The organism is Cohnella sp. 56 (assembly GCF_037963805.1).
GTDB lineage: Bacteria > Bacillota > Bacilli > Paenibacillales > Paenibacillaceae > Cohnella.
Window position 1 is genome coordinate 40,272 of sequence record NZ_JAZDQE010000020.1, and the last position, 23,734, is coordinate 64,005.

At 54.3% G+C, this 23,734-nt stretch carries 21 protein-coding genes; 2 read left to right on the top strand and 19 right to left on the bottom strand.

Features of this window, described 5'->3' with window-relative positions; all coding sequences use genetic code 11:
- Positions 1 to 99: 99 nt before the first annotated feature.
- From VQ071_RS25605 to VQ071_RS25650, 10 genes are all read right to left on the bottom strand, one after another.
- Positions 100 to 1,863, bottom strand: coding sequence for a glycoside hydrolase family 35 protein (locus VQ071_RS25605; protein ID WP_340517174.1), 1,764 nt, complete (start codon positions 1,861 to 1,863; stop codon positions 100 to 102).
- 44 nt (positions 1,864 to 1,907) lie between these two features.
- Positions 1,908 to 2,726 (bottom strand): MBL fold metallo-hydrolase, encoded by an 819-nt coding sequence (locus VQ071_RS25610; protein ID WP_340517176.1) that lies wholly within the window; start codon positions 2,724 to 2,726, stop codon positions 1,908 to 1,910.
- Between the two features lie 86 nt (positions 2,727 to 2,812).
- On the bottom strand, positions 2,813 to 4,069 hold the full coding sequence (locus VQ071_RS25615; RefSeq protein WP_340517177.1) for a Gfo/Idh/MocA family protein: 1,257 nt from the start codon (positions 4,067 to 4,069) through the stop codon (positions 2,813 to 2,815).
- Positions 4,070 to 4,223: 154 nt separating this feature from the next.
- Positions 4,224 to 5,114: a carbohydrate ABC transporter permease gene (locus VQ071_RS25620; RefSeq protein WP_445293340.1), complete on the bottom strand. Its 891-nt coding sequence runs from the start codon at positions 5,112 to 5,114 to the stop codon at positions 4,224 to 4,226.
- Positions 5,115 to 5,129: 15 nt separating this feature from the next.
- The gene (locus tag VQ071_RS25625) at positions 5,130 to 6,020 is read right to left on the bottom strand and encodes an ABC transporter permease (protein WP_340517180.1); all 891 of its coding nucleotides are present in this window, start codon (positions 6,018 to 6,020) and stop codon (positions 5,130 to 5,132) included.
- A 93-nt stretch (positions 6,021 to 6,113) separates the two neighbouring features.
- Positions 6,114 to 7,865, bottom strand: a complete 1,752-nt coding sequence (locus tag VQ071_RS25630; protein WP_340517182.1) for an extracellular solute-binding protein — start codon at positions 7,863 to 7,865, stop codon at positions 6,114 to 6,116.
- A gap of 96 nt (positions 7,866 to 7,961) precedes the next feature.
- Positions 7,962 to 9,326 carry a response regulator transcription factor gene (locus VQ071_RS25635; RefSeq protein ID WP_340517184.1) on the bottom strand — a complete coding sequence of 455 codons (1,365 nt, stop codon included), beginning with the start codon at positions 9,324 to 9,326 and terminating at the stop codon, positions 7,962 to 7,964.
- 2 nt (positions 9,327 to 9,328) lie between these two features.
- The gene (locus VQ071_RS25640) at positions 9,329 to 11,074 is read right to left on the bottom strand and encodes a sensor histidine kinase (RefSeq protein WP_340517186.1); all 1,746 of its coding nucleotides are present in this window, start codon (positions 11,072 to 11,074) and stop codon (positions 9,329 to 9,331) included.
- Positions 11,075 to 11,238: 164 nt separating this feature from the next.
- The gene (locus VQ071_RS25645; protein WP_340517188.1) at positions 11,239 to 13,737 is read right to left on the bottom strand and encodes a hypothetical protein; all 2,499 of its coding nucleotides are present in this window, start codon (positions 13,735 to 13,737) and stop codon (positions 11,239 to 11,241) included.
- 86 nt (positions 13,738 to 13,823) lie between these two features.
- Positions 13,824 to 14,858, bottom strand: a complete 1,035-nt coding sequence (locus VQ071_RS25650; protein WP_340517190.1) for a peptidylprolyl isomerase — start codon at positions 14,856 to 14,858, stop codon at positions 13,824 to 13,826.
- A gap of 314 nt (positions 14,859 to 15,172) precedes the next feature.
- Between VQ071_RS25650 and VQ071_RS25655 the strand changes: the two genes are divergently transcribed.
- Entirely contained in the window at positions 15,173 to 16,453 is a 1,281-nt protein-coding gene (locus VQ071_RS25655; protein ID WP_340517192.1) for an ArsB/NhaD family transporter, read from the top strand.
- Between the two features lie 21 nt (positions 16,454 to 16,474).
- Complete coding sequence (locus tag VQ071_RS25660) at positions 16,475 to 16,765, top strand: hypothetical protein (RefSeq protein ID WP_340517194.1); 291 nt, start codon at positions 16,475 to 16,477, stop codon at positions 16,763 to 16,765.
- A 104-nt stretch (positions 16,766 to 16,869) separates the two neighbouring features.
- On the opposite strand, the gene VQ071_RS25665 is transcribed toward VQ071_RS25660, so the two are convergent.
- The 9 genes from VQ071_RS25665 to VQ071_RS25705 form a co-directional block, all read right to left on the bottom strand.
- Complete coding sequence (locus VQ071_RS25665) at positions 16,870 to 17,208, bottom strand: pentapeptide repeat-containing protein (RefSeq protein ID WP_340517196.1); 339 nt, start codon at positions 17,206 to 17,208, stop codon at positions 16,870 to 16,872.
- 103 nt (positions 17,209 to 17,311) lie between these two features.
- The gene (locus tag VQ071_RS25670; RefSeq protein ID WP_340517197.1) at positions 17,312 to 17,689 is read right to left on the bottom strand and encodes a DUF5412 family protein; all 378 of its coding nucleotides are present in this window, start codon (positions 17,687 to 17,689) and stop codon (positions 17,312 to 17,314) included.
- A 39-nt stretch (positions 17,690 to 17,728) separates the two neighbouring features.
- On the bottom strand, positions 17,729 to 18,262 hold the full coding sequence (locus tag VQ071_RS25675; RefSeq protein WP_340517199.1) for a hypothetical protein: 534 nt from the start codon (positions 18,260 to 18,262) through the stop codon (positions 17,729 to 17,731).
- Between the two features lie 105 nt (positions 18,263 to 18,367).
- Positions 18,368 to 18,604: a hypothetical protein gene (locus VQ071_RS25680; RefSeq protein ID WP_340517201.1), complete on the bottom strand. Its 237-nt coding sequence runs from the start codon at positions 18,602 to 18,604 to the stop codon at positions 18,368 to 18,370.
- Positions 18,605 to 18,797: 193 nt separating this feature from the next.
- Positions 18,798 to 19,274, bottom strand: coding sequence for a hypothetical protein (locus VQ071_RS25685; protein ID WP_340517203.1), 477 nt, complete (start codon positions 19,272 to 19,274; stop codon positions 18,798 to 18,800).
- 154 nt (positions 19,275 to 19,428) lie between these two features.
- The gene (locus VQ071_RS25690) at positions 19,429 to 20,238 is read right to left on the bottom strand and encodes an Imm26 family immunity protein (RefSeq protein WP_340517205.1); all 810 of its coding nucleotides are present in this window, start codon (positions 20,236 to 20,238) and stop codon (positions 19,429 to 19,431) included.
- A 238-nt stretch (positions 20,239 to 20,476) separates the two neighbouring features.
- The gene (locus tag VQ071_RS25695) at positions 20,477 to 21,628 is read right to left on the bottom strand and encodes a hypothetical protein (RefSeq protein ID WP_340517207.1); all 1,152 of its coding nucleotides are present in this window, start codon (positions 21,626 to 21,628) and stop codon (positions 20,477 to 20,479) included.
- Positions 21,629 to 21,836: 208 nt separating this feature from the next.
- Entirely contained in the window at positions 21,837 to 22,619 is a 783-nt protein-coding gene (locus VQ071_RS25700; RefSeq protein WP_340517209.1) for a tetratricopeptide repeat protein, read from the bottom strand.
- Positions 22,620 to 23,435: 816 nt separating this feature from the next.
- Entirely contained in the window at positions 23,436 to 23,729 is a 294-nt protein-coding gene (locus VQ071_RS25705) for a hypothetical protein (protein WP_340517210.1), read from the bottom strand.
- Positions 23,730 to 23,734 lie beyond the last annotated feature (5 nt).

Genomic DNA, 23,734 nt, shown 5'->3' on the forward strand with positions numbered 1-23,734 from the left:
TCCCTCCGCATGACCGGAATATAAGTTGATTCATCCGAACGGGAAAAAGAGCCCGGGCTATGAAGCCCAAGCTCTGCTAACACGAATAATAGGAAGGGATCAGCCCAGATCCGGGCCGTCGCACAGACGGACCTCCGCGGAGGCAGTACCGTGCAGCTCGAACACGACCAGCTCGTTGTCGCCTGCCCGGAGCAGCGGTCCCGGCACATACAGGCGACGCTGAGGGCCCCGGCTCCAGTAGCGGCCGAGGTTGAAGCCGTTGACCCACGCCACGCCCTTCGTCCAGCCCTCCAGCTCCAGGAACGTATCGCAGGGCTGGCCTTCCACGCATAGCGTACCCCGGTAGAACGCCGGTCCGTCGTCGGAGACGGAGTCGCGGGACAGTTCGTAGCGAAGCGCGGACAGCTCGTCCAGCGGCAGCGGGCGGATCGTCCAGTCGTACAGGAACTGGTTGCCCAGCCGGACGCCTTCCGTGATGCCCTTGCGGTCCAGCATCCGCGGTCCGTAGTTGATGCGGCCCATATTTTCGACCAGAATGTCCAGCCGTACGCCATCCGCAGGAATCCCGATCAGGACGGGGGCATTGCCTGCTCCGCCGCTCTGCCTCTCGATTGTCCCTGCGTACCGGCCGTCCGCGAACACGATGGCGCGATCCCTCACATCCTGAACAATCAGCTGCTCGGACGGGCGGGGGCCCTTCACGAATGTGCTGTACAAAATGAATCCCGTCGCCTGGCCGACCGCCTCCATCGGCTCGGGGCACGCGCGCTGCAAGGGAGCGGAGAGCGCGTCCAGCGAGTCGAACAACCTGGCCCGCTCCGCCAGCGCCACGGTCCCGTATGCCCGGCGCGGGATCGGCGCCGGCAGCTCCAGCGCCGGCAGCCGCACATACCGGCCGATGACTTCCCGCGCGGCATAATACTTGTCCGTCGGCTCTCCCGATTCCGAGAGCAGCGCGTCGTAGTCGTAGCTGGTGATCGTCGGCTCGTACGCCTCGTGATGGTTGGCGCCGTTCCAGAAGCCGAAGTTCGTGCCGCCGTGGAACATATAAAAGTTCACCGAGGCGTCCGCCTTCATAATCTCATCCAGCACGCCCGCCATATTCGCCGCATCCCGCGTATGATGCTCCTCGCCCCAATGATCGAACCAGCCGTTCCAGAATTCCATGACCATGCACGGCTTGTCCGGCTGGTAGCGGCGCAGCTGCGCGAACGCCTCGTCCGGCCGGGAGCCGAAGTTGACCGTCTCCAGCACGCCCGGCACCATGCCGCCCTGCAGCATGAAGTCTTCGGGCCCGTCCGAGGTGAACAGCAGCACGTCGATGCCGCGGCGGATCATGCCGTCCCGCAGATGCGTCAGGTACGCCGTATCGTTGCCGTAGCTGCCGTACTCGTTCTCGATCTGCATCGCGATGATCGGGCCGCCGTTCGTACAGAGCAGGGGGACGAGCTTGGGCAGCAGCACGTCATAATAGGCGTCCACCTTGTCCAGGTACGGCTGATGCGCGCATCTCAGCCGCATTCCCGGATCGGCGAGCAGCCAGGCCGGCAGGCCGCCGAATTCCCACTCTGCGCAGATGTACGGGCTTGGACGCACGATGACATGCAGCCCTAGCTCGCCGGCCAGAGAGACGAAGCCCGTCAGGTCCGCGATGCCGTCAAAGTCGAACTGCCCCTCCTGCGGCTCGTGCATGTTCCAGGGGACATACGTCTCCACAGTATTCAGGCCGCAAGCCTTGAGCTTGATCAGCCGATCGCGCCAATATTCGGGGACGACGCGGAAGTAATGGATGGCGCCGGAGAGAATGCGGATCGGTTCCCCGTTGTACCAAAATTGATAATCTTGCGCTGTGAAACTCGCCATGCGCCAGCAACCTCTTTTCGCGATGATAATGACGACCGATATTATTAGAACTCGACGATCAATCCGTCGTAGGCCACCTTGATCCCGTGCGGTTCGAAGATCTGTTCGAATTGTTCGTGCAGCAGCAGGGCGTTATGGGTGAAATGGGTCGTATAGATCTGCCCGCCGTCCCCGAGGATGCCGTCCTCCCGCCAGACGCGCTGGACCTCCAGAACCGTCTCGATCCCCATATGGTTGGGATTGCGGTTGTTGCCCGTGTACGCGTGCGTGCAGTCCAGAATCGCCATATCGATCGTCTTGTCCTTCAACCAAGCCCAGGTGTCGTCGGGCAGCCATCCCGTGTCGTGGCCGTAGAACAGCCGCTTGCCGTCCTGCTCGATATAGAACAGCAGGCAGGTCTCCATCGGGTCATGATTCGCCGGCAGCGGCGTTACCCGCGCACCGCCGACGTCGACGGTCTTGAATGGCTGCAGCAGATGGGCGGCGAACCGGTCGCCGGCGTCCGGACCGAGGGCGGCTCTGCACTGCTGGATCGCGGCGTCATGCCCGTACACATGCAGCGGATGCTCGATGCCGTTGGCCATGCCCTCGACCCGGTTGTACAGGTCCTGCGGAATGAAGTGATCGTAATGCGTGTGCGTGAACAGCAGATGCTCAAGCGCGCCCAGATCGATCCGATCGCGGAGCGCCTGCATATGCGAGTCCGCCGAGTAGTCGATCTTGATGACATCGTCGATGATGACGGAGCTTCTCGTCCGGATGTTTTTGCCGCCCAAGCGCCAGGCCTCGCGGCAGGCGTCGCATCTGCAGAAGGGGTTGGGGAACCCCTCGGCGGCCGCCGTGCCTAAAAAGTGGATTTTCAAAATGCCAACGCCTCCCTAAAACAAAACTTGAATCCGCCGCTTCGGCCGCCATACTCGCCGTCAGTGTCGCCGCTCGCGCTCGGCGCTCACTGCTGCCGCGCGAACTGTTCGAGCGAGACGACCTGGCCGTCGACTCTCGACTGCTCGGAAGCGAACGCAATCAGATGGCTCTGGACGGATCGCTGCGCCGACGTCAGGCTGTCGCCCTTGCCGTCCGCCCGCACGAGCCGCAGGAAGTCCTTGACGAGCCGCATGTCGCCGCCGCCGTGTCCGACATGGCCGTCCACGCCGCCGAACGAGATCGTCTCGACCTTGCCGCTGCCGAAATGTACGATCTCAATCTCATTTTTCTCCATCGCGCCCCGGATTTCCCCCTTCGTGCCCATCAGCTTGAGCGTGCGGCTCACGTCCCGCGTGAAGGCGCTCATCGTGAATGCCACGGTGACGGCATTGGCGAATTCCATGTTGACGACCTGGTGGTCGACGACGTCGTTGTCGCAATGATAGACGCATCTGCCGTACGGCCCGTCCTGCAAGGCCCGGTAGCGGGCTTCGTAGCTTGGATCGTCGCTGATGGCCGAGGTCGGCCAGTCCGTGTTGTCCGTCAGGTACTGCCGCGGCGCGTAGTACAGGCAACCGTCCGCCACGGGGCAGCCGTCCAGGCAGCGCAGCGGCGCTCCTGCGGGCGCCTCCGCCGCCGTGAAGTGGGTCAGCGATCCGAAGGAGGAGACGCGCACGCACTCCGAATCGGCCAGCCACGCCAGAATGTCGAGATCGTGGCAGGACTTCGCCAGAATCATCGGACTGGACTCGTCCTTGCGTCGCCAGTTGCCCCGGACGAAGCTGTGGGCCTGATGCCAGTAGCCGACGTTCTCGTTGTGCTGGATGGACATCAGGCGGCCGATCGCGCCCCGGTCGAGCAGCTCCTTGATCGTCGAGAAGAAGGGCGTATACCGCAGCACATGGCAGATCGACAGGACCCGGTTCGCACGCTCCGCCTGCTCGGCCATCCGGATGCATTCTCCGGGATCGGGGGACATCGGCTTCTCCAGGAGCACATGGTAGCCTGCTGCCAGCGCCTGCATCGTCGGTTCGTAGTGCTGCCTGTCCTGCGTGCAGATCAGCACGGCATCCGCGAGCTTCGGGGAGGCCAGCAGCGCATCCGCGCTCTCGAAGCACATATCCTCCGGTATGCCGTGCCGCACTTGGAAGGCGCGCCGCCGCTCGGCGACGGGCTCGGCGACGGCGACCACCTGCAATTCATGCGGTTGATGGATCGCGTACTCCAAATAGTTGATGCCCCGCAGCCCTGCACCGATCAAGGCGACTTTTACCGGTTTCATGATGATCCGCTCTCCTTTGTGTATCCGATCTCTCTATGATCTCTCAGCACGCTCTCTGCATGCTCTCTGCACGTTCTCTGCACGTTCTCTGCACGTTCTCTGCACGTTCTCTGCACGTTCTCTGCACGTTCTCTGGACACTCTCTGCACACTCTCTATTCCTTGACGCTGCCTACGGTCATGCCTTTGACAAAGTACTTCTGCAAGAACGGGTACACCACCATGATCGGCAGTGCGCCCATGAAGATCTGCGCGTTGCGCAGCGTCTTCTCGCTCAGATTCTCCAGCATCTCGAGCTGCTCGCTCGAGACGGACGTCATCATGGAGTTCATGGACATAATGAGCGTGGACAAGTAGGTCTGCAGCGGGTACTTGTCCGGCGAGTTCAAGTACAGGATGCCGTCGAACCACGCGTTCCAGTGGCCGACGATCGTGAACAAGCCGATGGTGGCGATGGACGGCAGCGAGACGGGCAGATAGATTCTCCATAGAATCTTCCAGTGCCCTGCGCCGTCGATCTTCGCGGCCTCCTCCAGCTCCCTCGGGATGGACCGGAAGAAGTTCAGCATCAGGATCACGTTCCATACGCTCAGCGCCCCCGGCAGGATCAGCGACCAGATCGAATCGATCAGCCCGGTCGACTTGACGATGATGTACGTCGGGATGAGCCCGCCCGAGAAAAACATCGTGACGGCAAAAAACCATACGTATATCGTTCTGTGCTTGAATTGATCGTTCGCCTTGGACAACGGGTAGGCGGTGATGAACACCAGGAACATATTCACGGCGGTGCCGAGCAGCACCCGCTCGACGGAGACGCGCAGCGAACGGAAGAACTCGACCTTCTCCGATAGAAATTGATAGGAGTCCAGGGAGAATCCGACCGGCCACAGCTTCACTTCCCCGGCCATGGCGGCCGTATTGGAGCTGAGGGAAATGGAGAGCAAATGGATGAACGGCACGATGCACAGCAAGGTGACGGCGGTCAGCACAATCGTGTTGATGCCGACGAACAGCCCTCTGCCCAGGGTAAGTTTACGCACGATCAGTCCACCTCCAGTCTAGAAAATTCGATAGTTGTTGTACTTGTAGGCCGCGTAATAGGTAACCGACACGAGCGCCAGCGAGATCCCGGATTTGAACAGGCCGATCGCGGCGGCAGGGCCGAATTGCTGGCTGAATATCCCCAGCCGGTAGACAAAAGTATCGATGACGTCCGCCCCTTCATAGACGGTCGGATTATACATGATCAGAATTTGCTCGAACCCGGCGTTGAGGATGCCTCCGAGGCCCAATACGCTAAGCAGGATCACGATCGGTGCGATGCCCGGCAGCGTGATGTGCAGCATTTGCTTCCACCTGCCTGCGCCGTCCACCTCGGCGGCCTCGTACAGCGTGGCATGGATGCCGGTGATGGCGGCCAGCATGATGATCATGTTGTACCCCATCCCTTTCCACACGTCCGTCCCGATGATGATGCTCCGGAACCAGCCGTTGTTCAGCATGAACATGATCGGCTCCAGCCCCAGGGAAGAAAGAATCCCGTTCACGGGCCCGTTGAGCGAGAAAATCTCGATAATGATGCCGCCCAGCACCGTCCACGACAGGAAGAACGGCAGGAAGATCGCCGATTGCACGAATCGCGAGAACCATCTCCGCGTCACTTCGTTCAGCATCAGCGCGAGAATGAGAGGGACAAGCAGGAACAGCACCATCTTGAATACGGCGATAATAATCGTGTTCCACAGCACCTGACCGAAGTCGGGCAGATGGAACACATACGAGAAGTTATCCCATCCGATGAACTTGGACTTGAAGAAGCCGGCCAGCGGCTCGAATTCCTGGAAAGCCATCACGAGCCCCGCCATGGGGCCGTAGGCGTAGATCAGCGTAAAAATGACACCCGGCCATACCATCACATGCAGCGGCCAATCTTTTTTTAACGTTCTCAAGGATGTTCCTCCCCGCTCCAAAACCCGGATACTTAATAGGCGGGGGGTGTTGTCGACTCCTCGACGCAACCCCCCGCCTCCTCGTCATGCAGCTTACTTCACGGCCTCTTTGCTGTACCAGTCATTGACTTCCTGGATGATCTGATCGCCGCCGAGCGACTTCCAGCTGGCCACGAACTTATCGAATTCGTCGACCGGTGCCCCCATGATGATCTTGGTGAAGGATTCCTGCATCAGCTTGTCGAGCTGGCTGCCCTTGCTGACCACGGTTGCCGTAGGCAGGCCGTAGAACTCATTGTTGACGAATGCCTGCTTTTCTTTGATCTGCCGGGTCACGCCCCAGCCGCCGTCCTTGGCAACACGGCTGAAGTATTGGCCCCAGTTCACGCCGTTGGACGCCTTGGACGTATCCTTCGCGAAGTAATCCTTCGTGGCCTCGAAGCGGCCCTGCACGGTCGAGTAGTTCTGGTCTTCGAGCGTGATCTCGGTCTGATTGGCTTCAAGCGCCTTGTTGACCTCGGTATAGATCGTCTCGATCTCGGCCGGGTTGTAGATGCGCGGATTGAACCAGTTGTACACATAACCTTTTTCCGCAGATTTCGGGTCGTAGTATTTCTTGTAGCCTTTTTCGATGTAGAAGTTGAGCATCTTGATGGCAGCCTCGGGATGCTTCATGTTTTTGCTCACCGCGAACACCTTGCCGCTGCGAATCTTCGGCACGAGCGACTTGCCCGGTCCGTCCAGCCCCGGAATCTGGATGGCAATCCAGTTGGCCTTGGGGTCTTTGTCTACGCTCGAATTGAGCGGCCAGTTCGGGTACCACCATTCTCCGTAGGAGATGCCGACTTTGCCGGCTACGAGATCCTCGACGACCTTGTTCTCGTCCTTCAGCGCGAACTCCTTGTTGAGGATGCCCCGCTTGTACCAGGATTGCAGCATCGTCAGGCCTTCCTTCATCTCCGGCTGAATGAGGCCGGGGACGAGCTTGCCGTCGGCGCCCTTGATCCAGGCGGATTGCGCGTCGCCGACAGAAGGGTAGGCGCCGAATCCGTTGAAGAAGCCCCGCAGATCGAAGCCCCAGAAAAACAGCGTTTTTTGCAGCGCGACACCGTAGGTGTCCTTCTGGCCGTTCTGATCGGGATCCTGGTTCACGAACGCATCCGCGACCTTGTCGAGCTCCTCCATCGTGGTCGGCGGCTGCAGCTGCAAGGTGTCGAGCCAATCCTTGCGAATCCACAGGATTTGCGTGGAGAGGAACGGGTCCTCGAAGGCGGGAATGGCGAGCTGCTTGCCGTCCGAGCTGAATGTCTTCATCGCGAAGCCGCCGTCGGATTCCATGTACTTCTTCAGATCCGGCGACGCATACTGCGCATACGCTTCGGTCAGATCCGCCAGCATGTTCTGGTTTTTAAGCTTCTCGTAGTTTTTCTGGTCCAGCTCCAGAATGTCGGGCAGATCGCCGGACGCCAGTGCCAGCGAGAACTTCTGCTCGTATTGGCTGGAGGGCACCATCCATTTGAACTTCACGTCGATGTTCATCATGTCTTTGAGGTCTTTCAAGTACGCGTTCTTGTCGGGGGTCAAGCCCTTCGGCGTCCGCGGATCTTCCGGCGGATTGTAGCCGATGACTTCCGAGACGGTGACCGTCTCGGGGTATTTGCCGAACGGGTCCTGCGCCTCGGCGCTCGGGCTCGCTGCCGGAGAGGACGAGGAGGACGAAGCGGCCGGAGAAGACGCGGCCGGCGATGAAGACGCGCTGTCGTTGTCTTTGCCTGCGCATGCCGTGACAGCCGTGACGGCGAGCGAGAGGGGCAGCGCCCACTTGCCTATTTTTGCGATATTCATACGGAACGTTTTCCCCCTTGAGATGCTGTGTTCGGATTAGGAGCTCCATGTATTCATTGTAAGTGCGCGGGGAAAACGCTTGCAATTTCGCAATTTTTACATCGGTTTTGCTTTTTTTACTTCCTGCGTATTCCGATATTCCTGCGGCGTTTGCCCTGTCACTTTTTTGAAAAAAGTCGTGAAGTACGAGTAGGAATCGAAGCCCGCCCGCACGGCGATATCGCTTAGCTTGAGCGATGTGCTCGTCATCAATTCCAGGGCGGCGCTCAGCTTCTCCGACTGGATATGCTCGATCAGATTGCGGCCCGTGAGCTGCTTGTAGTAGCGGGACAGATAGGAAGGATTGAAGTGCATCGCTTCCGCAATCGCCGTCAGGGACAAATCTCCGGTCAGGTTGTCGCGCACGTAGCGGTGAATCTGCTCGACGAGCAGCGCCTTGAACTCCTCCTGCTTCATGCCCCCGCCGACGTACAGCGCGGCATGATAGCCGGACGTCTGTGCCAGATCCACGACGACCATGTTCTGGCCGAGCAGGATCCGCTCCCGGATCAAGGCGCGCACAGTCTCGACCCGATCGCGGACGGTATCCCAATGCCCGGCCAGATCGCCGGTAATCCCGAACGAGACGGACATATCCAGCATGCGTTCGCACTCGTTCTGAATCTGCTCCAGTATGCCCTTCATGTAGGAGGCGACGGCGTGCCCGTCGCGCGGCGCGCCCGCCCCGCCGCCTTCGAATCTCGCGAGCCACGGCTCGTCCGGCTGCAGCAGCCAGACGAGCGTGTCGCCGCCGCAGATCGCGCGTTCGACCGCGAACGAGCCGGGCAGATGTCCGTCCGCGATCCGCTGTACGGACTGCAGCGCCGACAGCGGGCGGGCTTCCGGCCGGTCCGCGAGGCCCGCCAGCACGAAGCAGGGACGGTCTGCCGCGATCCGGAAATCCACCTCCGCATAGCGCTCGCCGTTCAGCAGCGCCGGGAGCGGTTCCCCGTTCAGCATCGCTTCGATCAGCTCGGTTTTCAGGAACGGCTCCGCCATTTCCAGATGCCTTCGCGCGGCTTCCTGCTGCATTTTGCTCTGGTTTTCCTCCTCCAGCTTGCCGACGGCCTTCTGCACCGCTTCGAACACCGGCTGGATGCCTTCCGTTTTCAGAATATAATTTTCGACGTTTTTCTTGATCGCTTCGTATACGTAGTCGAATTCGCTGTACCCCGTCAGGAAGATGACCCGGCAGGACGGCCAGTAATGGACAATCTCGTCCACCAGCTGCAAGCCGTTTTTCTGGGGCATGCGGATGTCGCTGACCAGAATATCCAATTTCGTTTTTTTGGCGATCTCAAGCGCTTCGCCGGAAGAATATGCCTTGCGGATGTCCAGCTCGAATGCCGGATTTTCCTGGAACAATTGATACAAGCCGTTGACGATGACCGGCTCGTCGTCCACGATCAGCAAACGATACATGCTCATGCCTCCTTGGTCCCGTGCCGTATGATGAGTTCCACCTTCAAGCCCCCGTGCGCGCTGCGGGAGACGAACAAGCCGCTGCCCGGCCCGTACTTGAGCTGGAGCCGGTTGTTGACGTTGATCAAGCCCGTTTTCTCGATCTGCTTGGAATCTCTGGCCAGCGTCTCCCGCAGCCGCTCGATCCGCTCGTCCGTCAGCCGCGTGCCGGTATCCTCGACGGTGATGCGGACCGACCCGTCCTGAATGTCGGCGCCGATATAGACCGTCCCTGACGCCTGCTCGTCCTCGAAAGCGTGCTCGAATGCGTTCTCGACGAGCGGCTGGATGATCAGCCTCGGGACGGATACAGCGCTCGCTTCGGCGGGCAGCTCCTCATGCTCGTAGCGGATGCGGTTGGAGAAGCGGATGCACTGGATCTCGCAATAATCGAGCGCGTGCTGGTACTCCTTGAAGATCGGCACCTCGTCCGACCCGCTTCTCGTGATGTACTGGTAGTAGCTCCCCAGCTTCTGCGACAGCTCCGCCGCATTTTCCGGATCGCCGACCTTGCACATCATGTAAATGTTGAAGAAGCTGTTGTACAGAAAATGCGGGTTGATCTGGGATTGCAGCTGCTTGAGCTGCGAATGCTGGAGCGCGATCCGCTGCTCGTAGTTGTCCTCGATCGAGCGCTTGAGCCGGTAGGCCATCCGGTTGAAGCTGTTGAACAGATAATGGAATTCATCCTTGGTCTTGGATACGATCGACAGATTCAGGTTGTCCGTCTCGATCATATGGAAGGCTTTGACCAGCTTGGACAACGGACGATGGATCATGAAGTGGAGCGAGAACGAATAAATCGCGATGAACGCGACGGCGATCCCGAACAGCAGATAGATCCAAGTATTGAACCGGCTGAGCGATCTCGTGAGCTCGGATTGGTTCACATAAGTGATCAAGGACAGACCCAGGGAACTGACCTCGTGGCGGATGGCGACATAGCTCTTGCCGCCGACCTTGAGCGAGTAGGAGAGGCCGGGCTCGCGCTCGTCCCCTTCGCCGAATTGACGGGTGACATCCGCCGCCCGCCGAGCGTCCGCGTCCGTCGAGAGGACGATGCCCCGCTCGCGGTTGCTGAGCAGCACTTCGGATTGGTTGTACAAGCTGGCGATCTGGCCCAGCGCCTCCAGCAGCTTCGGTTCGGAGATCTCGATATAGGACCAGATGCCGGCGATATTTTCAGTCTCGATAAAAAAGATGCGATTCCCTTCGCGATAGAACGAAGGCTTGGGCTGGGCTGCGGCGAGGGAAGCGATCAGCAGGTATTCTTCGTTCGGGGTGCTCGTCACGCCCGACCCGGTGGAGATCGTCTTGCCCACCGCCCCGACGTACACCCCGGCGGCGACGACATAGTCGCTCGAGGCGGTCAAGGTGGCGAGACGGTTGCGCACCTGCTCGATCAATTCGACTTCCTCGTAGCTCCCCAGCAGCTTGCTGCCCCGGAAGCCGAGCTTCTGCAGGTCGGTATCGCTGAGCAGCTGCAATTGCAGATTGCGGATGAAGTACATTTCCTTGTCCAGCTGCTTGGAATAGAACGACGCGCCAGCCGACGAGGAATCCAGAATCGTGTTCTTCGTCAAGGACAGTCCCCTGAAGTTCAGCCAGATGCTCGTCGCCACGAGGGGCACGAGGAACGCCAGGAAGACGATGATCATTTTCTGATAGACGAACCATGTAGACGCCTTGCCCTGCGCATGCAGCTTCATGCCGTTCCCCCGTTGCCCGTGCCGTAATTTCCGGATCGTCCTTGTATTATCGCTAATATGGGGCATTCAACTTTCAAAATCAAGAAAGAAATTGTCAAAGCCGACGAATCGGATAAGGAGCATTCCCGGTGGAATGCTCCCTGTCCGCGCTGCTTAAGCGGCTGCTACGACGTCCATACGCGCAGTTCGTTCAGCGCGATATTGCCCCATTGGCGGTTGCCGTTGTTGACCTTTAATCTGAGCTTGCCCGCAGTGACCGGACTGAACAGGATGTCCCGCGTCTCGACCGTGCTGTTGTTCAGCGACCAGGTCAGCGACACGTTCGACAGCGCCGTCACCCAGCTCGCGCCGTTGTAGTATTCGACATCGACATTCGTGATGCCCTGGCCGATCCCGAAGTGGGTGTAGAGGCTGAGCTTGCCCGTGGTGACCGGCTGGCTGCCGAAGTCCAGCGTGATGTATTGCGGGAACGTAATGGAGGTCGCGCTCGCCCAGGATGTCGCGCTGCGATCGTCGTTGACCGTGGAGATCGCGCCGGCGCTGCCCGCAGGGAATGTCGTGCTGGCTGTCGCGGCCGGGGCGACGTTGGCGGGTGCGGCGATCGGCGTACGGTACAGCTCCAGCTCGTTCACCGCGATGTTGCCCCATTGCCGGTTGCCGTTTTTTACCTTGAGCCGCAGCTTGGACATCGTCGTGGCCGCGAAGCTCACCGTCCGAATCTCCTCCTCAGCCGTGTTGGAATTCCAGCTCAGCGCGACATTGTTCTGAAGCGGCTGCCAGGACGAGCCGTTGTAATACTCGAGATCGAAGCTCGTAATGCCTTGACCCTGACCGAACCTCGTCACCACCTTCAACGTATCCGCGGTGACCGGCACGGCGCCGAAGTCGAGCGTGATGTCGCTGGGGAACGTGGGCGACCCGTTGCTCGACCAGGCGTAGTCGTAATAGCCGTCGTTGATGTTGGAGACGGCGGCGGTCGTGGCGTTGAGCGTCGTGAAGGTCGTGCTGGCCTTCGCAGCCTTCGCCAGGTTGGCGGCGGGGGACTTGCCGAGCTTCGTATACGGGACGGATGCCTTGTTCGATGCGGCAGGCACCGTGCCCGGGTACTCGTATGCGCCGATGTCGGGATCGCCGTTGTACAGCGGGTTGCCGAAGTAGTCGCGGCTGCCGCGGTCCGTGATGGGCACGCCCGCGCCGATCAAGGGAGAGCTTGCCTGCAATTGATATCCGCCTACCGTGTTCATGCCGGTGCCCGCGCTGCCGGGACTTGCGAACTGCGGGTTGGCCGTGACTTTGTGCGGGTCCGAGCTGACCAGCGTCTTGCCCCCGAAGTATGCGTTGTAGTCGAACATCTGGCCGGTCAGTGTCCACCCTTTATCCCCGACGCTGTAGTAGGCATTGTTGTAATTTTGAATATTCGTCGGAGAGCCTGAAGTCTTCGTAAAATAATCGCTCATGACCGGGTTGCCGGACGCGGCGCCGACGTACACGGTGTTGTTGTGATTCGTCACGCCTCGGATCGAGCCGCTGTACCGGAAGATGCTCTTGCGGTCGTTCTGGCTGATGTTGTACCGGACGACCGTATCGTCGGTATAGTACGTGTCGTTCACGTACAGCATGAAGCCGCCGGCATTGTCGTGGCTGTAGTTGTACTGGACGAGGGAGCCGATGTTGCCCGCGTCGACGTCGAAGCCATGCCCGTCCTCCGCGCCGTTGACGCTCTCGAACGATTCGTTGAACTGCACGAGATTGTTGTCGGCGTACGCCCACCAGATCGCGGCGTTGGTCGCCAGATAGGTCGCCTGCTGCACGGTGTTGCGCTCGACGACGGCGCCGTCGGTGACGTTCCAGGCGATCCCGCCCGTCGCCGCGCGGATGACGGCGTTGTTGGATATCTTGACGTTGGTGGACGGCGTCCATGGCCCGTACGGCTTCGGCACCCAGGGCCACAGATCGCCCATGCCGTAGCGCAGGATGCAGTTGGAGCTGATGTAGATGCCGTAGGCGTCCACATCCGTCAGCGTATTGCCGTCGATCAGGATGCCGTCGAAGGCGCTCGGCGTGTTGGAGCCGACCGAGTCGAAGATGATGCCGCCCGAACGCGTCGTGTAGGCGCCATCCACGTCGTGGATCGTCAAGTTTTTAACTTGGATATGATGCAGGATGCCGGCTTCTTCGTTCAGAATATAGACGCCGCGGCGCTGACCGCGCGCGTTCTGCCAATCGCGGTCGAACGGCAGGGAGGAGCGGTTGGTCACTTCCAGGTTATTGATCTCCCAATACTGCTGATTTCTCAGGTACACGGCTTCCAGCTCGGATGTGACGCCGGCGATCAGCGGCTTGCTGCCCGTGCCGTAGCGGTCGACGACGATCGGACTGCCGTCCGCCCCCGAGCCCTTGGGCCACAATCTGCCGTTCCAGCTTCCGCCGGATTTGAACAGAATCTTGTCGCCCGGAGCGAAGGTCGTCGCATTGACTTTGTCGAGAGACTTCCATGCCGAACCCGAGCTTGTGCCGCTGTTGCCGTCATTGCCCCCCGTGTCGTCGATGTAATAGACGGTTCCGGCCGCATCTGCGACCGGCGGCGCTACGGCGGCGACGCCGCAGAGCAAGGAAGTGAGCGTCACGATCGCGCCCAGTCTCCTGACTGTCCGTATGACCACATATATCATCCTTTTCCTCGTATTTATGTAAAGCCTCAATCGGGCCCAATTGAAGCCATTACATCGCCAGGTGCAGCAGCCTCTCCCTACCAGCGATACGCGCGGTACTTCGTCTCGTTCGTCTCAATCTTCGCTTCTGCGACGCGTGTTCGGACATATTGTTCATATCTGGAGTCGGTGTAGTCTCTCAGCACTTGATCGCGGATCGCTTCGAACTTCAGATCGGCTGAACCGTACGCCTGATTGTCGGTGCATGCGAGCAAGTAGAAGCGGCCGTTCTCCTCGATCACGCCGCTGATCTCGCCGACCGCCAGCTTCTCGGCCGCTTGCGCGACGGGGCTGCGGAGATTCATCCTGACGTTGCCGAGGCTGACGGATCGCTCTTCCAGCAGCATGTTCGAATCGCCAGCTCCCGCTATTTTCTCGAATGGAACACCGGCGGCCGCTTGGGAGAGCGCTTCGTCCATCCTCAGCTTTGCCTGCTTTTTCAGCGCTTCGTCGACCTCCTGATTCGCATTCAGGAACGACATCGACAGCTGGTTGATCTTGACCGAGCCTTGCACCATGTACAGTCGGCTTTTGTTCGCTTCATAGAATTGCTGCAAAGCTTGCTCGTCCGGCTGCCACGTCTGCTCCAGCAGCCGACGCTTGGCAGACAGCGTAGCCTGGCCCAGCACATATTCGAAGTAGGCGTCCTCGCTGTACCGGGCGGGCCCGAATACGACCTGGCCGCTCTCGATCGCTTGCTGCCGCTTCCGATTCTCCTGTCCGAGCTGCTGCAAAAAGCCTGTGTAGCTGATGTCCGGATATACGCCCTGTTCATGGGCGATCAGTTGGCGAAGCTTGATCTTCACGCTGTCATCGAGCGCATCCCGCATGGCAGTCTCCGCCGTGATGTCGCCTGAGGCGACCCGGTCCCGATAGAGACTCGCGGCTCTGGCGAATTCGGCGGTGTGGATGGGTACGCCGTCCACTCGTGCGATCGCGTCGTCCGTCTCGCCGCTGCCGAGCACGAAGCGTCTGACCAGCAGCGCGCCCGACAGGACAATCAGGATCATGACGACACCGATCGTCCGCCGTCGCAGCGCGCTCCGTTTCCCGACCGTTTGGACCGATTTCACGAATATCAATTTCCCCCTTTGCAACGTTGCTGCTTGGTTCGGACCTGCATGAACCTATTGTACGGTAGGCAGGAAAGCGCTTACTATTTCTGCTTTTTTACATCGCTTTTCATTTATTTACGAGTTGCGCTCTCCGCTTGGCTTTACAACCCCGCATGCACAATCTATACTGAAGCAAATATGCATATCGGGAATAACGGAGGAGCCTGCCATTCGGTGGGCTCCTTTTGTCTTTTTTGCCTGTCCGAATGGAGGTGCGGGATACTTCGGCCATTTCCGGCGATCCTATTTCCAATTCCATCAGGGAGGTTGTTATGGAACAGCAGGCAATTTGGGCAATCGGCATTTTCCTCGTCATCTATGCGCTTATTATCTCGGAGAAGATTCACCGGACGATCGTCGCCATGATCGGGGGACTGCTCATGGTCGTCCTCGGCATCGTCGATCAGGAGACTGCAGTCCACCATATCGACTTCAATACGCTGGGACTGCTCATCGGGATGATGATTATCGTGAGCACGACGGCGGAGACGGGGGTGTTCAAGTATATCGCCGTGCTGGCTGCGAAGAAGGCCAAGGGAGAGCCCGTCCGCATCCTGATCGTGCTGTCGCTCATAACGGCGGTCGGCTCGGCGTTTCTGGACAATGTGACGACGGTGCTCCTCATGGTCCCGGTTACCTTCAGCATTACGCGTCAGCTTCGCGTCAATCCGATACCGTACTTGTTGACCCAGATCATTGCATCCAACGTCGGAGGGACGGCGACCCTGATCGGGGACCCGCCCAATATTATGATCGGCAGCGCGGTGCCGGAGCTGACGTTCATGGCCTTTATCAACAATCTAACCCCGATCGCCGTCATCGTCATGGCCGTGTACGTACCGTTGTTCGTGCGGCTGTTCCGCAAACAAATTCGGACGACGGACGAACTGAAGCAGAGCATCATGCAGATGGACGAGAAGGCGCTCATCGCCGATCCGAAGCTGCTGCGCAAATGTCTGGCCGTGCTGGGGCTGACGCTGGCGGGTTTCTTCACACATCAGTTGCTCCATCTCGAATCGGCCACGGTCGCGCTGGCCGGCGCCTTCATCCTGCTGCTGCTCACCGGCGAGCATATGATGGAGCAGGCGTTCACGAAGGTCGAGTGGATGACAATTTTCTTCTTCGTCGGCCTGTTCGTACTCGTATCGGGCCTGATCGAGACGGGCGTCATCGCAGAGCTGGCGAAGCGAGCCATCGATCTGACGGGCGGCGACCTCGTCGCGACCTCACTGCTCATCCTGTGGCTGAGCGCGATCGCCTCCGCCTTCCTCGACAACATCCCGTTCGTCGCGACGATGATCCCGATGATTCAGGAGATGGGCACGATGGGCGTCAGCAACCTCGAGCCGCTCTGGTGGAGCCTGGCGCTCGGCGCCTGCCTCGGCGGCAACGGCTCGCTCATCGGCGCGAGCGCGAACCTGATCGTCGCCGGCATGGCCGCCAAGGAAGGATACCCGATCCGGTTTGTCCAATATCTTAAGATCGGCTTCCCGCTCATGCTGCTGTCCATCGCGCTGTCGAGCGTGTATGTGTATGTCCGTTATTTGATGTGAGGTTGGGGGAGGGGAATCGACATGCTGAAGTATCGCTTCGACGAAGCCGCACTGCGAATAGGCGATACTGCGAACGACCAAGACGTGGAGTTCCGCATCGTTCTCTTAAGCGGCGACCCCGCTCTGGCAGAGGGCATGAAGCGGGTCCGGCAGTTTTTCGACGAGAACGAAGTCTACACGGACGTGCTGTTCTATCAATATCCCGATCGCGAATACAAGGTAATCGTCCGCAAAGATTACTACACGGACTTCATCCTCGAGCTGATGAAGCAGCGGCTGCTGCAGAGCGTAGCGTGGGCGGGCGATCAATAAACAAAGAGCGGATTCCTGTCGCAGCTTGGCTGCTGTGGGAATCCGTTTTTATTATTAAGGGATGGCTTGCTGGTCAAGGAAAGAGTCATGATACATATGCCGTATCAAGCGACCATGCCGAGCTGTTCGGTAACGCCGCACGTAAATTTAATTGTTAGTTGCCCAAATCGCACCGCGCTGCAAGGGCTGAAAATTTTTAGGCCATACTGTCGTATTATCAAATGTTGCTTCCAATAACAATGCGCCTTCAAAATTAGCATCATGCAATTGAGCGCCATTAAGTCTGCGTTTCTTAAATTAGCCTTCCTTAAAATACAATTCATCATTTCTCTATTGCTCAAAATTGCTCGATGAAAATCAATTCCTTCAAGAGAAAGATTAACAAGTGAGGTCGCATTAATAATAATGGGTGCCTCGCTCGCTAAGGTTTGAATTACAATCAAGTTAGATCACCTCATTTATCCCCGCCACGTAGCGATGATAACCGTCTACAAGTATTCTATTTTTATTATTCACTTTTTTTCAGATACGGCCGGAGAATAGAGACTATTTTTCTAATCTATAATCGTATACTTCATCAGGAATCTTCAATTTAACGCCATTTATATTTACAATATTATTAGATTCCCAATGAACCTCCGCATCATCTCGATGGTATACCCAATAAATATTTTTCTTTTTTTTGTGTTTAGAATTAAAAATCAGTTCCCCACGTACTGCAAAGTCTACAGTTGCACCCCCATTAACCAAATAAATTTTTATTGAATGCTTTTTGTCAGGAGATTGTACTTCCTTGATAAGAGTGCCTTTGGGGAGATGATTGATGTCAATCTTAAAGAAGTTTATAGCTTTTACAGTACCAGCAGTAATAAGTAAAGCTATAAATAACAAACTTATTGATATTAGAATCCCTTTTCTTTGCATCCCAAGTCCACCTTATAAGATTAGGGGAAGTAATTTAAATTACTTATACACGTTTTCTACTTGATAATATATTCTTTCAAAGTTAGCTAACCAAGTTGACTTATTTTCTGCACTCCAGTTATTTCTAACATAATCACATTGAAGTTTAAATAGTTTGTACGCATTCTGCTGGCTGACCGTAGTCTCATGTCTTACGTTTTCTTCAATAATACAAATTGTTGAATCTATATCTTTTTCGTTTCCTGGTAGCTTCGAATGAATTGCTATACCGCTGTTGAGAAAATCAAATACTATTTGTTCATATTTAGCTATAGCCCCGCGGAGCGGTGTATTCGTTAAATCATCCGCATAATTGATCTCAGTAATCAAAGAAAGATAGCAATAATTTAATTCATATAATAGTTTCTTGGGGATCTGATGGTTTATTAAGTGCGGGATAATACGGTTAAGCTTTTCTTGGAGATCATTGAGTTTTTCATTATCAATTAATATCGAAGGCCGTAAATCCAGCTCAATAGCTATCAACACTTTACTTATTTGTCCAATCAGGCTGTTTAATTGTCGGGAGTCCATGCTACTATCGCGCTCCTATAGCATTTACCTTGCAGTTTTATCTTCATGAGTTCTGCATAAAAGAAAACCTTGAAAGGCAAAGTCCAATCAAAGCGGTAAAAATTCTTATCTTTCTTCTACAGATAAAACTTCAATCGAGCGACAATAGAAACTCATGGCATCGTTTTCATAATCATGAACGTAATATCTCAGACTTCTTTCCCAGCCGTGATCCTTCATATCGGTTATTTTGAAGCCTGTTATTTGATTAAACGCACCACCAAAATTCGATAGTTTTAGAGAATTAACTTCGCTAAAACCTAATAACACTTGATATGACTTATTCGCCGCCTTTGGTTCCACGATATATCCAACCTCTAAAAAAGATACTTCTTCAAAATGTTCGTTATAATCAATTAATAACGAATGCTTGAAACAAGGCTAAAGTCATTTTCATGGAAGGGGACTGGAATTTTTTGAAGAGCCGTGTAGTTTTTTATGAATTTCATTTTTCACCCCTTATTCGTCAAAGGATTGGTAATTAGATTCCTTACCCTTACCTGGATATCCTGATCTGAGGTTCTAAGTCTTTTAAAAAATGATCATTCCATTTGTTTCTGTACGGAATGATAAAATTATCCCAGTACTCTTTTTCAATCCAATCTTCCGTTATCATTATTTCCGGAAGGAAATGAACTGCATCAATTAAATCATAAGCTCTCTGAAATTCCTTTTGATTGAGTAAGAATAGAGCCTCTTCAAGAATTTCATTAAGCACCTTCAAATGAATTAGAGAAGGGGGATTTGAATAATCTACTCCACTGCTTTCAATATCGTCTAACAATATTCGCTTGGTTATTTGATTTATTTCCTTAACGATGTCATCCCGATCCAAACGTTCTCCGTTCTTAAGTTTCCTCAGAATTTCTATAAGAACCACCAGTAAGTAGCTATTTTGTGATGACCTGATATCTGCTCTTATTAATAAGAAGATCCGATAGCAGAGACCTATATAAAAATTATGGATTTTCATGCCCTCCTCCACTTTTAATGGCATCTTGTAGCTACGGTGTCCATCTTTGATCAATACCCATTTGCAAAAGAGCTACTCAATTGTAAAAAGCAAAGCCCCTATCGTCACGCGAGCGAGAGGGGCCTTTAAAAATATGCGTAATGTATTTAGAGCTTTAATTCCAACTGCGTAACTTCTCCTCAAGAAGAGCATATTCGTTTTTTCTTTCTTCAAATATTTCAGGACTTAAAGTGGACCATAAATTCAGCCCGAGTCCTTCTTTTGTTATTAGTAATGCTTTTTCTTTAATTTCCGCTAGCAATTCACCATGTTTAAGCTGCGCCAGCGCAATACCCAAGTAAACCGTTATTTGATCGTCTTCATCCTCCAAATAACGGTTGTAATCCTTAAGAAGTCTGGCAGTCACCGTTTCAGGAGTAGAGTTCTGTCGTCCACGAAATTTGTTGTATAATAAGTAAATTTCTCGAACAAGTTCGTCATCCTCTATTTTAGCTGTTAAAGCAGGGGCGAGTGAATCTTCCGGTATATCTCCCGAATATAGTCCTTGTTTTTGTAATTCAGTTAAGTAGTGAATTTTTAGAGCACCTTCAAAGAAGGTTCCATTTGGAGAAGCATTGCCTCTTTTCTCTCTTGGCACTCGAGTCTGTTCATCGCCCACAAAAAGGTAAATAAATCTTTCATCAAGATAGTCGGGTTGCCATAAAACTGGCATTTTAAATTTTTCAGGCAAATCCAAACTATAGATGATAGGCCATCTGCCCTCTAAAATTGGATGGGTTACTGTCCAGACATAAGATAGCGGCTCTAAGTTTTTCAGCTCGCTAATTGTTATCGTTCTTTCTGCAATAATTCTATAAAGCTCAATTAATATTTCAAATCCCTTTTTCTTGATAATCCTACCATATCCCTTATGCCCATCTGCAGTAAGGTTAATTTCAACAATTTGACCCGGGTTGATTTTCATGTGCACTCCTTATTATGGGGAATTTTTAAGTGTTCTTCGGTTTCTGTGATATATTTGCTTCTTCGTTCCAGTACTCGCCGGAATAGCCGAACGAGTTGTATATGGTCCCGTTCGCAATGAGAGGTTGCCCAAGATGTCGTAGCTATACTCGTTCAGCAGCGTGCCGTTAGTCTGGCGCAGGGCTGTGACATCGCCGGGGTTGTTGTGCAAATAATAAGCTTTATTACCCGCGGCGTCCTCACGATACAGCAGTTGCGCGCCACGCACGTAACGAGCCTTCAAGGTCACGGTGCCACCGGATACCGTGCTTTCGGCGATGATGTTTGCACCATCGTAAGTAGTAGCGGTTCGTCGAGCTCACGCCGCCGACGGTCTGGGTGCGCTCGGTCATGAGGCCGTCGCCGTTGTACTTGTAGCTGACAGTGTCGCCGTTCCGTGCGACCGTGCTGAGCTGCTCGGCATCGTCGTACGTGTAGTCGATCGTGTCCGTCGTCGGACTCTGCGCGCTCGATTCCAGCGTCAGACGGTTGCCCTTGGCGTCGTAGGTGTACGTCTCGTCGCCTTCGGAGTTGGTCAGGATCTGGTTCAGTCCGTCGTACGTGAACGTCCCGGTCATCGCGCCGTCGCTGCGGGTCAGAATATTACCGTTGTTGTCGTACGTGTAGTCGAAGTCCTGGCTGAACCCCGTGCCGGACTGCGCCAGCTTCGTCAAGCGGCCGTAGCCGTCGTGCGTGTACGTTTCCAGCAAGCTGCCGCTCGCCAGCTTCAATTGGTACAGTTGCGAGGACTTTTTGTAGCTCGGATCGGTGGTCGCCAGATTGTCGCGGTAGACGTATTCGCCCTGCACCGCACCGTCTACGGTTACTTTTTTGATCTGATCGTCCTGGTTGTATTCGTAGCTGATGACTTTGCCGAACGGATCGGTGATGGCGCTCACCTGGCCGTTGTCGTAGTAAGCGTATTGAATAAACTTGCCGTCCGGGTAGATGACCTTCTCCAACTGATTGTCCAGCCGGTAGAAGTACTGCGTCGTGCCCGTCTCGTCGGTCATCGTCTTGCGCAGGCCGTTCTTGTAGTATGTGTAGCTGCCGTTCTTCGCGCCGCTCGTCCAGCCTTTAAGCCGGTTCAGCTCGTCGTACTCGTTGGTGACGGCCGTTCCTTGGCGCGTCGTGCCGCCGGTCAGGGTGCTGTTGTCGTAGTACGTGTAGCTCTCGGAGCCTGCGACGGAGTCGGTCTTGGACAGGCGGCGTCCGAGTTCGTCGTAGTTGTACGCGATAGACGACAGGTCCGGGAACACTTTCTCCGCCAGACTGCCGAGCTGGTTGTACTTGTAGGAAGTCGTCGTAGTCTTAGACGGGGCGTATACGTGTTGGGTTGACCATAGGATCATTCGGAACCAAACATCTCTCCAAAAAAGAAACCTCGAAAGGCATGGAGCCAAATCAAGATTAATTACTCTAAGGTCTAATGTTTCCATATTGCTTTTTAAACTTCAACAATTAACCGCCCGATTCATTTGCACTGGGCGGGACTGCGCACAAAAAAAGAAAACTACACGCGAGATGTTACACTCGCATGTAGCTTGAATAATTAGATCTCTACCCACCCTTTTTTTCCTTTATTAAAACTTTAATATTTGAAACTAATTTGTTTGCATAAGAATGTTCTGGATTGATATTCAGAACTTTCTGTCCCCACTCGATAGATTGTTCCAAATCGTTTAGTCTATAATAACAATGAGCAATATCATACATGACTTCTGTATCATTAGTCATATACTTGTATGCGTCTAAGTATTTTTCTAGTGCTTTCCTATAGTGACCCATTGCATAGTATGTTATTCCTTGATTATAAATTGCATTTATGCACTTAGGGTCGAATAAGTATGCCTGGTTAAATTCTAATAAAGCTTTATCAAACGCGTGCAATCTAAGATAACATAATCCTAGATTTAAATGAGTTTCAGATTGCTCACTATCAATAGATAACGATTTTTCATAGCAATTTATGGATTCTTCATAGTTCCCTTGCTGGAAATAGAATAATCCAAGATAAAAGTAAGCATCCTCGCTATCAGGTTGAATTTTCACAGCAGATTCTAATGACTTCAAAGCTTCTTCGGTATTCCCTAGTTTTAAATTCACCCTTCCAAGAGTAATAAATGGTCTCTCCCAAGTCCGATTCGTCCTGATCAAGTCTTGTAATATATTTCTTGCTTTAATTAAGTCACCCAAATTTAAATAGCAACAAGCGATATAATTCATACAATCATCCGTATAACTTATAGTCAACACTCTCTCAAAAAGTTCGAGAGCAGCTTGATAATTGCCCTCTTCATAAAACCCTTCAGCTTGTTCAAACAATTCATTATAATTTGTCATGAATCTCTCGCCTTCCAGATATTAATTTTGTTGAGCGGAAATAATCTTGTACCCTCTGAGATAATCCAATAAATAATAATTCAGCATCTACACTAGATGTTACTTTACTTACATGGATCCAGAAATGTGCCAGGTCGTTGAATGCAAAGCCGAGCACGCGGCCTTCGCCCGAAGTCGCGGACACTTGACGTCCTGCCGCATCGTAGCTGTAGTCGGTCCGGTGGCAGGCAACGTCGATTGTGTATGCCAGTTCGCTGACCTCATTGGAATCCAGTACCACTTAAGCGGCATGAGCCCAGAGGAAACGACGGCGTATGTTAAGCACCATGTAGAGGAGGCAAAGCTGATGTGGCGGGTGTTTGCCGAGAGTGTGGTGCAGATGCTGTATGCAGCAAGCTAGGGGATTCCACGGGTGGTTAACCATATCTGCAGCCAAGCACGCCGAGGTGATTGAAGAAGCGCAGATTGGTCGCGTACTGGCGGACATAGACCGGCAACGGGGAACGGCGGGATGGCCGCCGTTTTTCGCCCCCACTATGGTTTACGATAGACTTCTCAGGTTGCTGACGTGCTAGATGTACAAGCGCTCACGTCAATAAAGGTGATCGCGACACCGACAAAGTACGTGAGCGCTGACAGTATGACATGACCATTTACACCGCGAATGCTGACGAAATCACAAGCTGCAAGAGCAATACGGCCATTACAGGATGGTCCATTGTCGAATATGAAGGAATGTTGTCAGTTATAGGCGCCCATTCTCACTCTCAGCTCAAGACAGCTTTGTACGAGGCCACATCGGGTGGTTATAATATTTCACTTTTGATCATTGACATGCGAAATGTGAGAACTATAATTGTTTATTCTATTAATCCAATCTTGTATATCCTCCTCATTGTGTAAATACTCCAGCGGGGAATCCTTCAAATCAACACCGGAAATCGTATCCATATACCTCCACAATAATAAATCACTTTCACTTAATCCAGACTCGTTACTAATGAATTTAGACCAATTTTCTGCCCAATGAGAAACCTCTTCTCGGGTCAATTTACCTTCTAATACACTGGTTAATTTACTTACAATATCATTAACAGTAGGCTTTAACATAACCC

Coding starts and splice junctions, on each gene's coding strand:
- VQ071_RS25695 (WP_340517207.1), bottom strand. CDS start 21,628: ATGATCCTATGGTCAACCCAACACGTATACGCCCCGTCTAAGACTACG.
- VQ071_RS25685 (WP_340517203.1), bottom strand. CDS start 19,274: ATGAAAATCCATAATTTTTATATAGGTCTCTGCTATCGGATCTTCTTA.
- VQ071_RS25675 (WP_340517199.1), bottom strand. CDS start 18,262: ATGGACTCCCGACAATTAAACAGCCTGATTGGACAAATAAGTAAAGTG.
- VQ071_RS25660 (WP_340517194.1), top strand. CDS start 16,475: ATGCTGAAGTATCGCTTCGACGAAGCCGCACTGCGAATAGGCGATACT.
- VQ071_RS25640 (WP_340517186.1), bottom strand. CDS start 11,074: ATGAAGCTGCATGCGCAGGGCAAGGCGTCTACATGGTTCGTCTATCAG.
- VQ071_RS25705 (WP_340517210.1), bottom strand. CDS start 23,729: ATGTTAAAGCCTACTGTTAATGATATTGTAAGTAAATTAACCAGTGTA.
- VQ071_RS25700 (WP_340517209.1), bottom strand. CDS start 22,619: ATGACAAATTATAATGAATTGTTTGAACAAGCTGAAGGGTTTTATGAA.
- VQ071_RS25690 (WP_340517205.1), bottom strand. CDS start 20,238: ATGAAAATCAACCCGGGTCAAATTGTTGAAATTAACCTTACTGCAGAT.
- VQ071_RS25670 (WP_340517197.1), bottom strand. CDS start 17,689: ATGCAAAGAAAAGGGATTCTAATATCAATAAGTTTGTTATTTATAGCT.
- VQ071_RS25615 (WP_340517177.1), bottom strand. CDS start 4,069: ATGAAACCGGTAAAAGTCGCCTTGATCGGTGCAGGGCTGCGGGGCATC.
- VQ071_RS25655 (WP_340517192.1), top strand. CDS start 15,173: ATGGAACAGCAGGCAATTTGGGCAATCGGCATTTTCCTCGTCATCTAT.
- VQ071_RS25635 (WP_340517184.1), bottom strand. CDS start 9,326: ATGTATCGTTTGCTGATCGTGGACGACGAGCCGGTCATCGTCAACGGC.
- VQ071_RS25605 (WP_340517174.1), bottom strand. CDS start 1,863: ATGGCGAGTTTCACAGCGCAAGATTATCAATTTTGGTACAACGGGGAA.
- VQ071_RS25630 (WP_340517182.1), bottom strand. CDS start 7,865: ATGAATATCGCAAAAATAGGCAAGTGGGCGCTGCCCCTCTCGCTCGCC.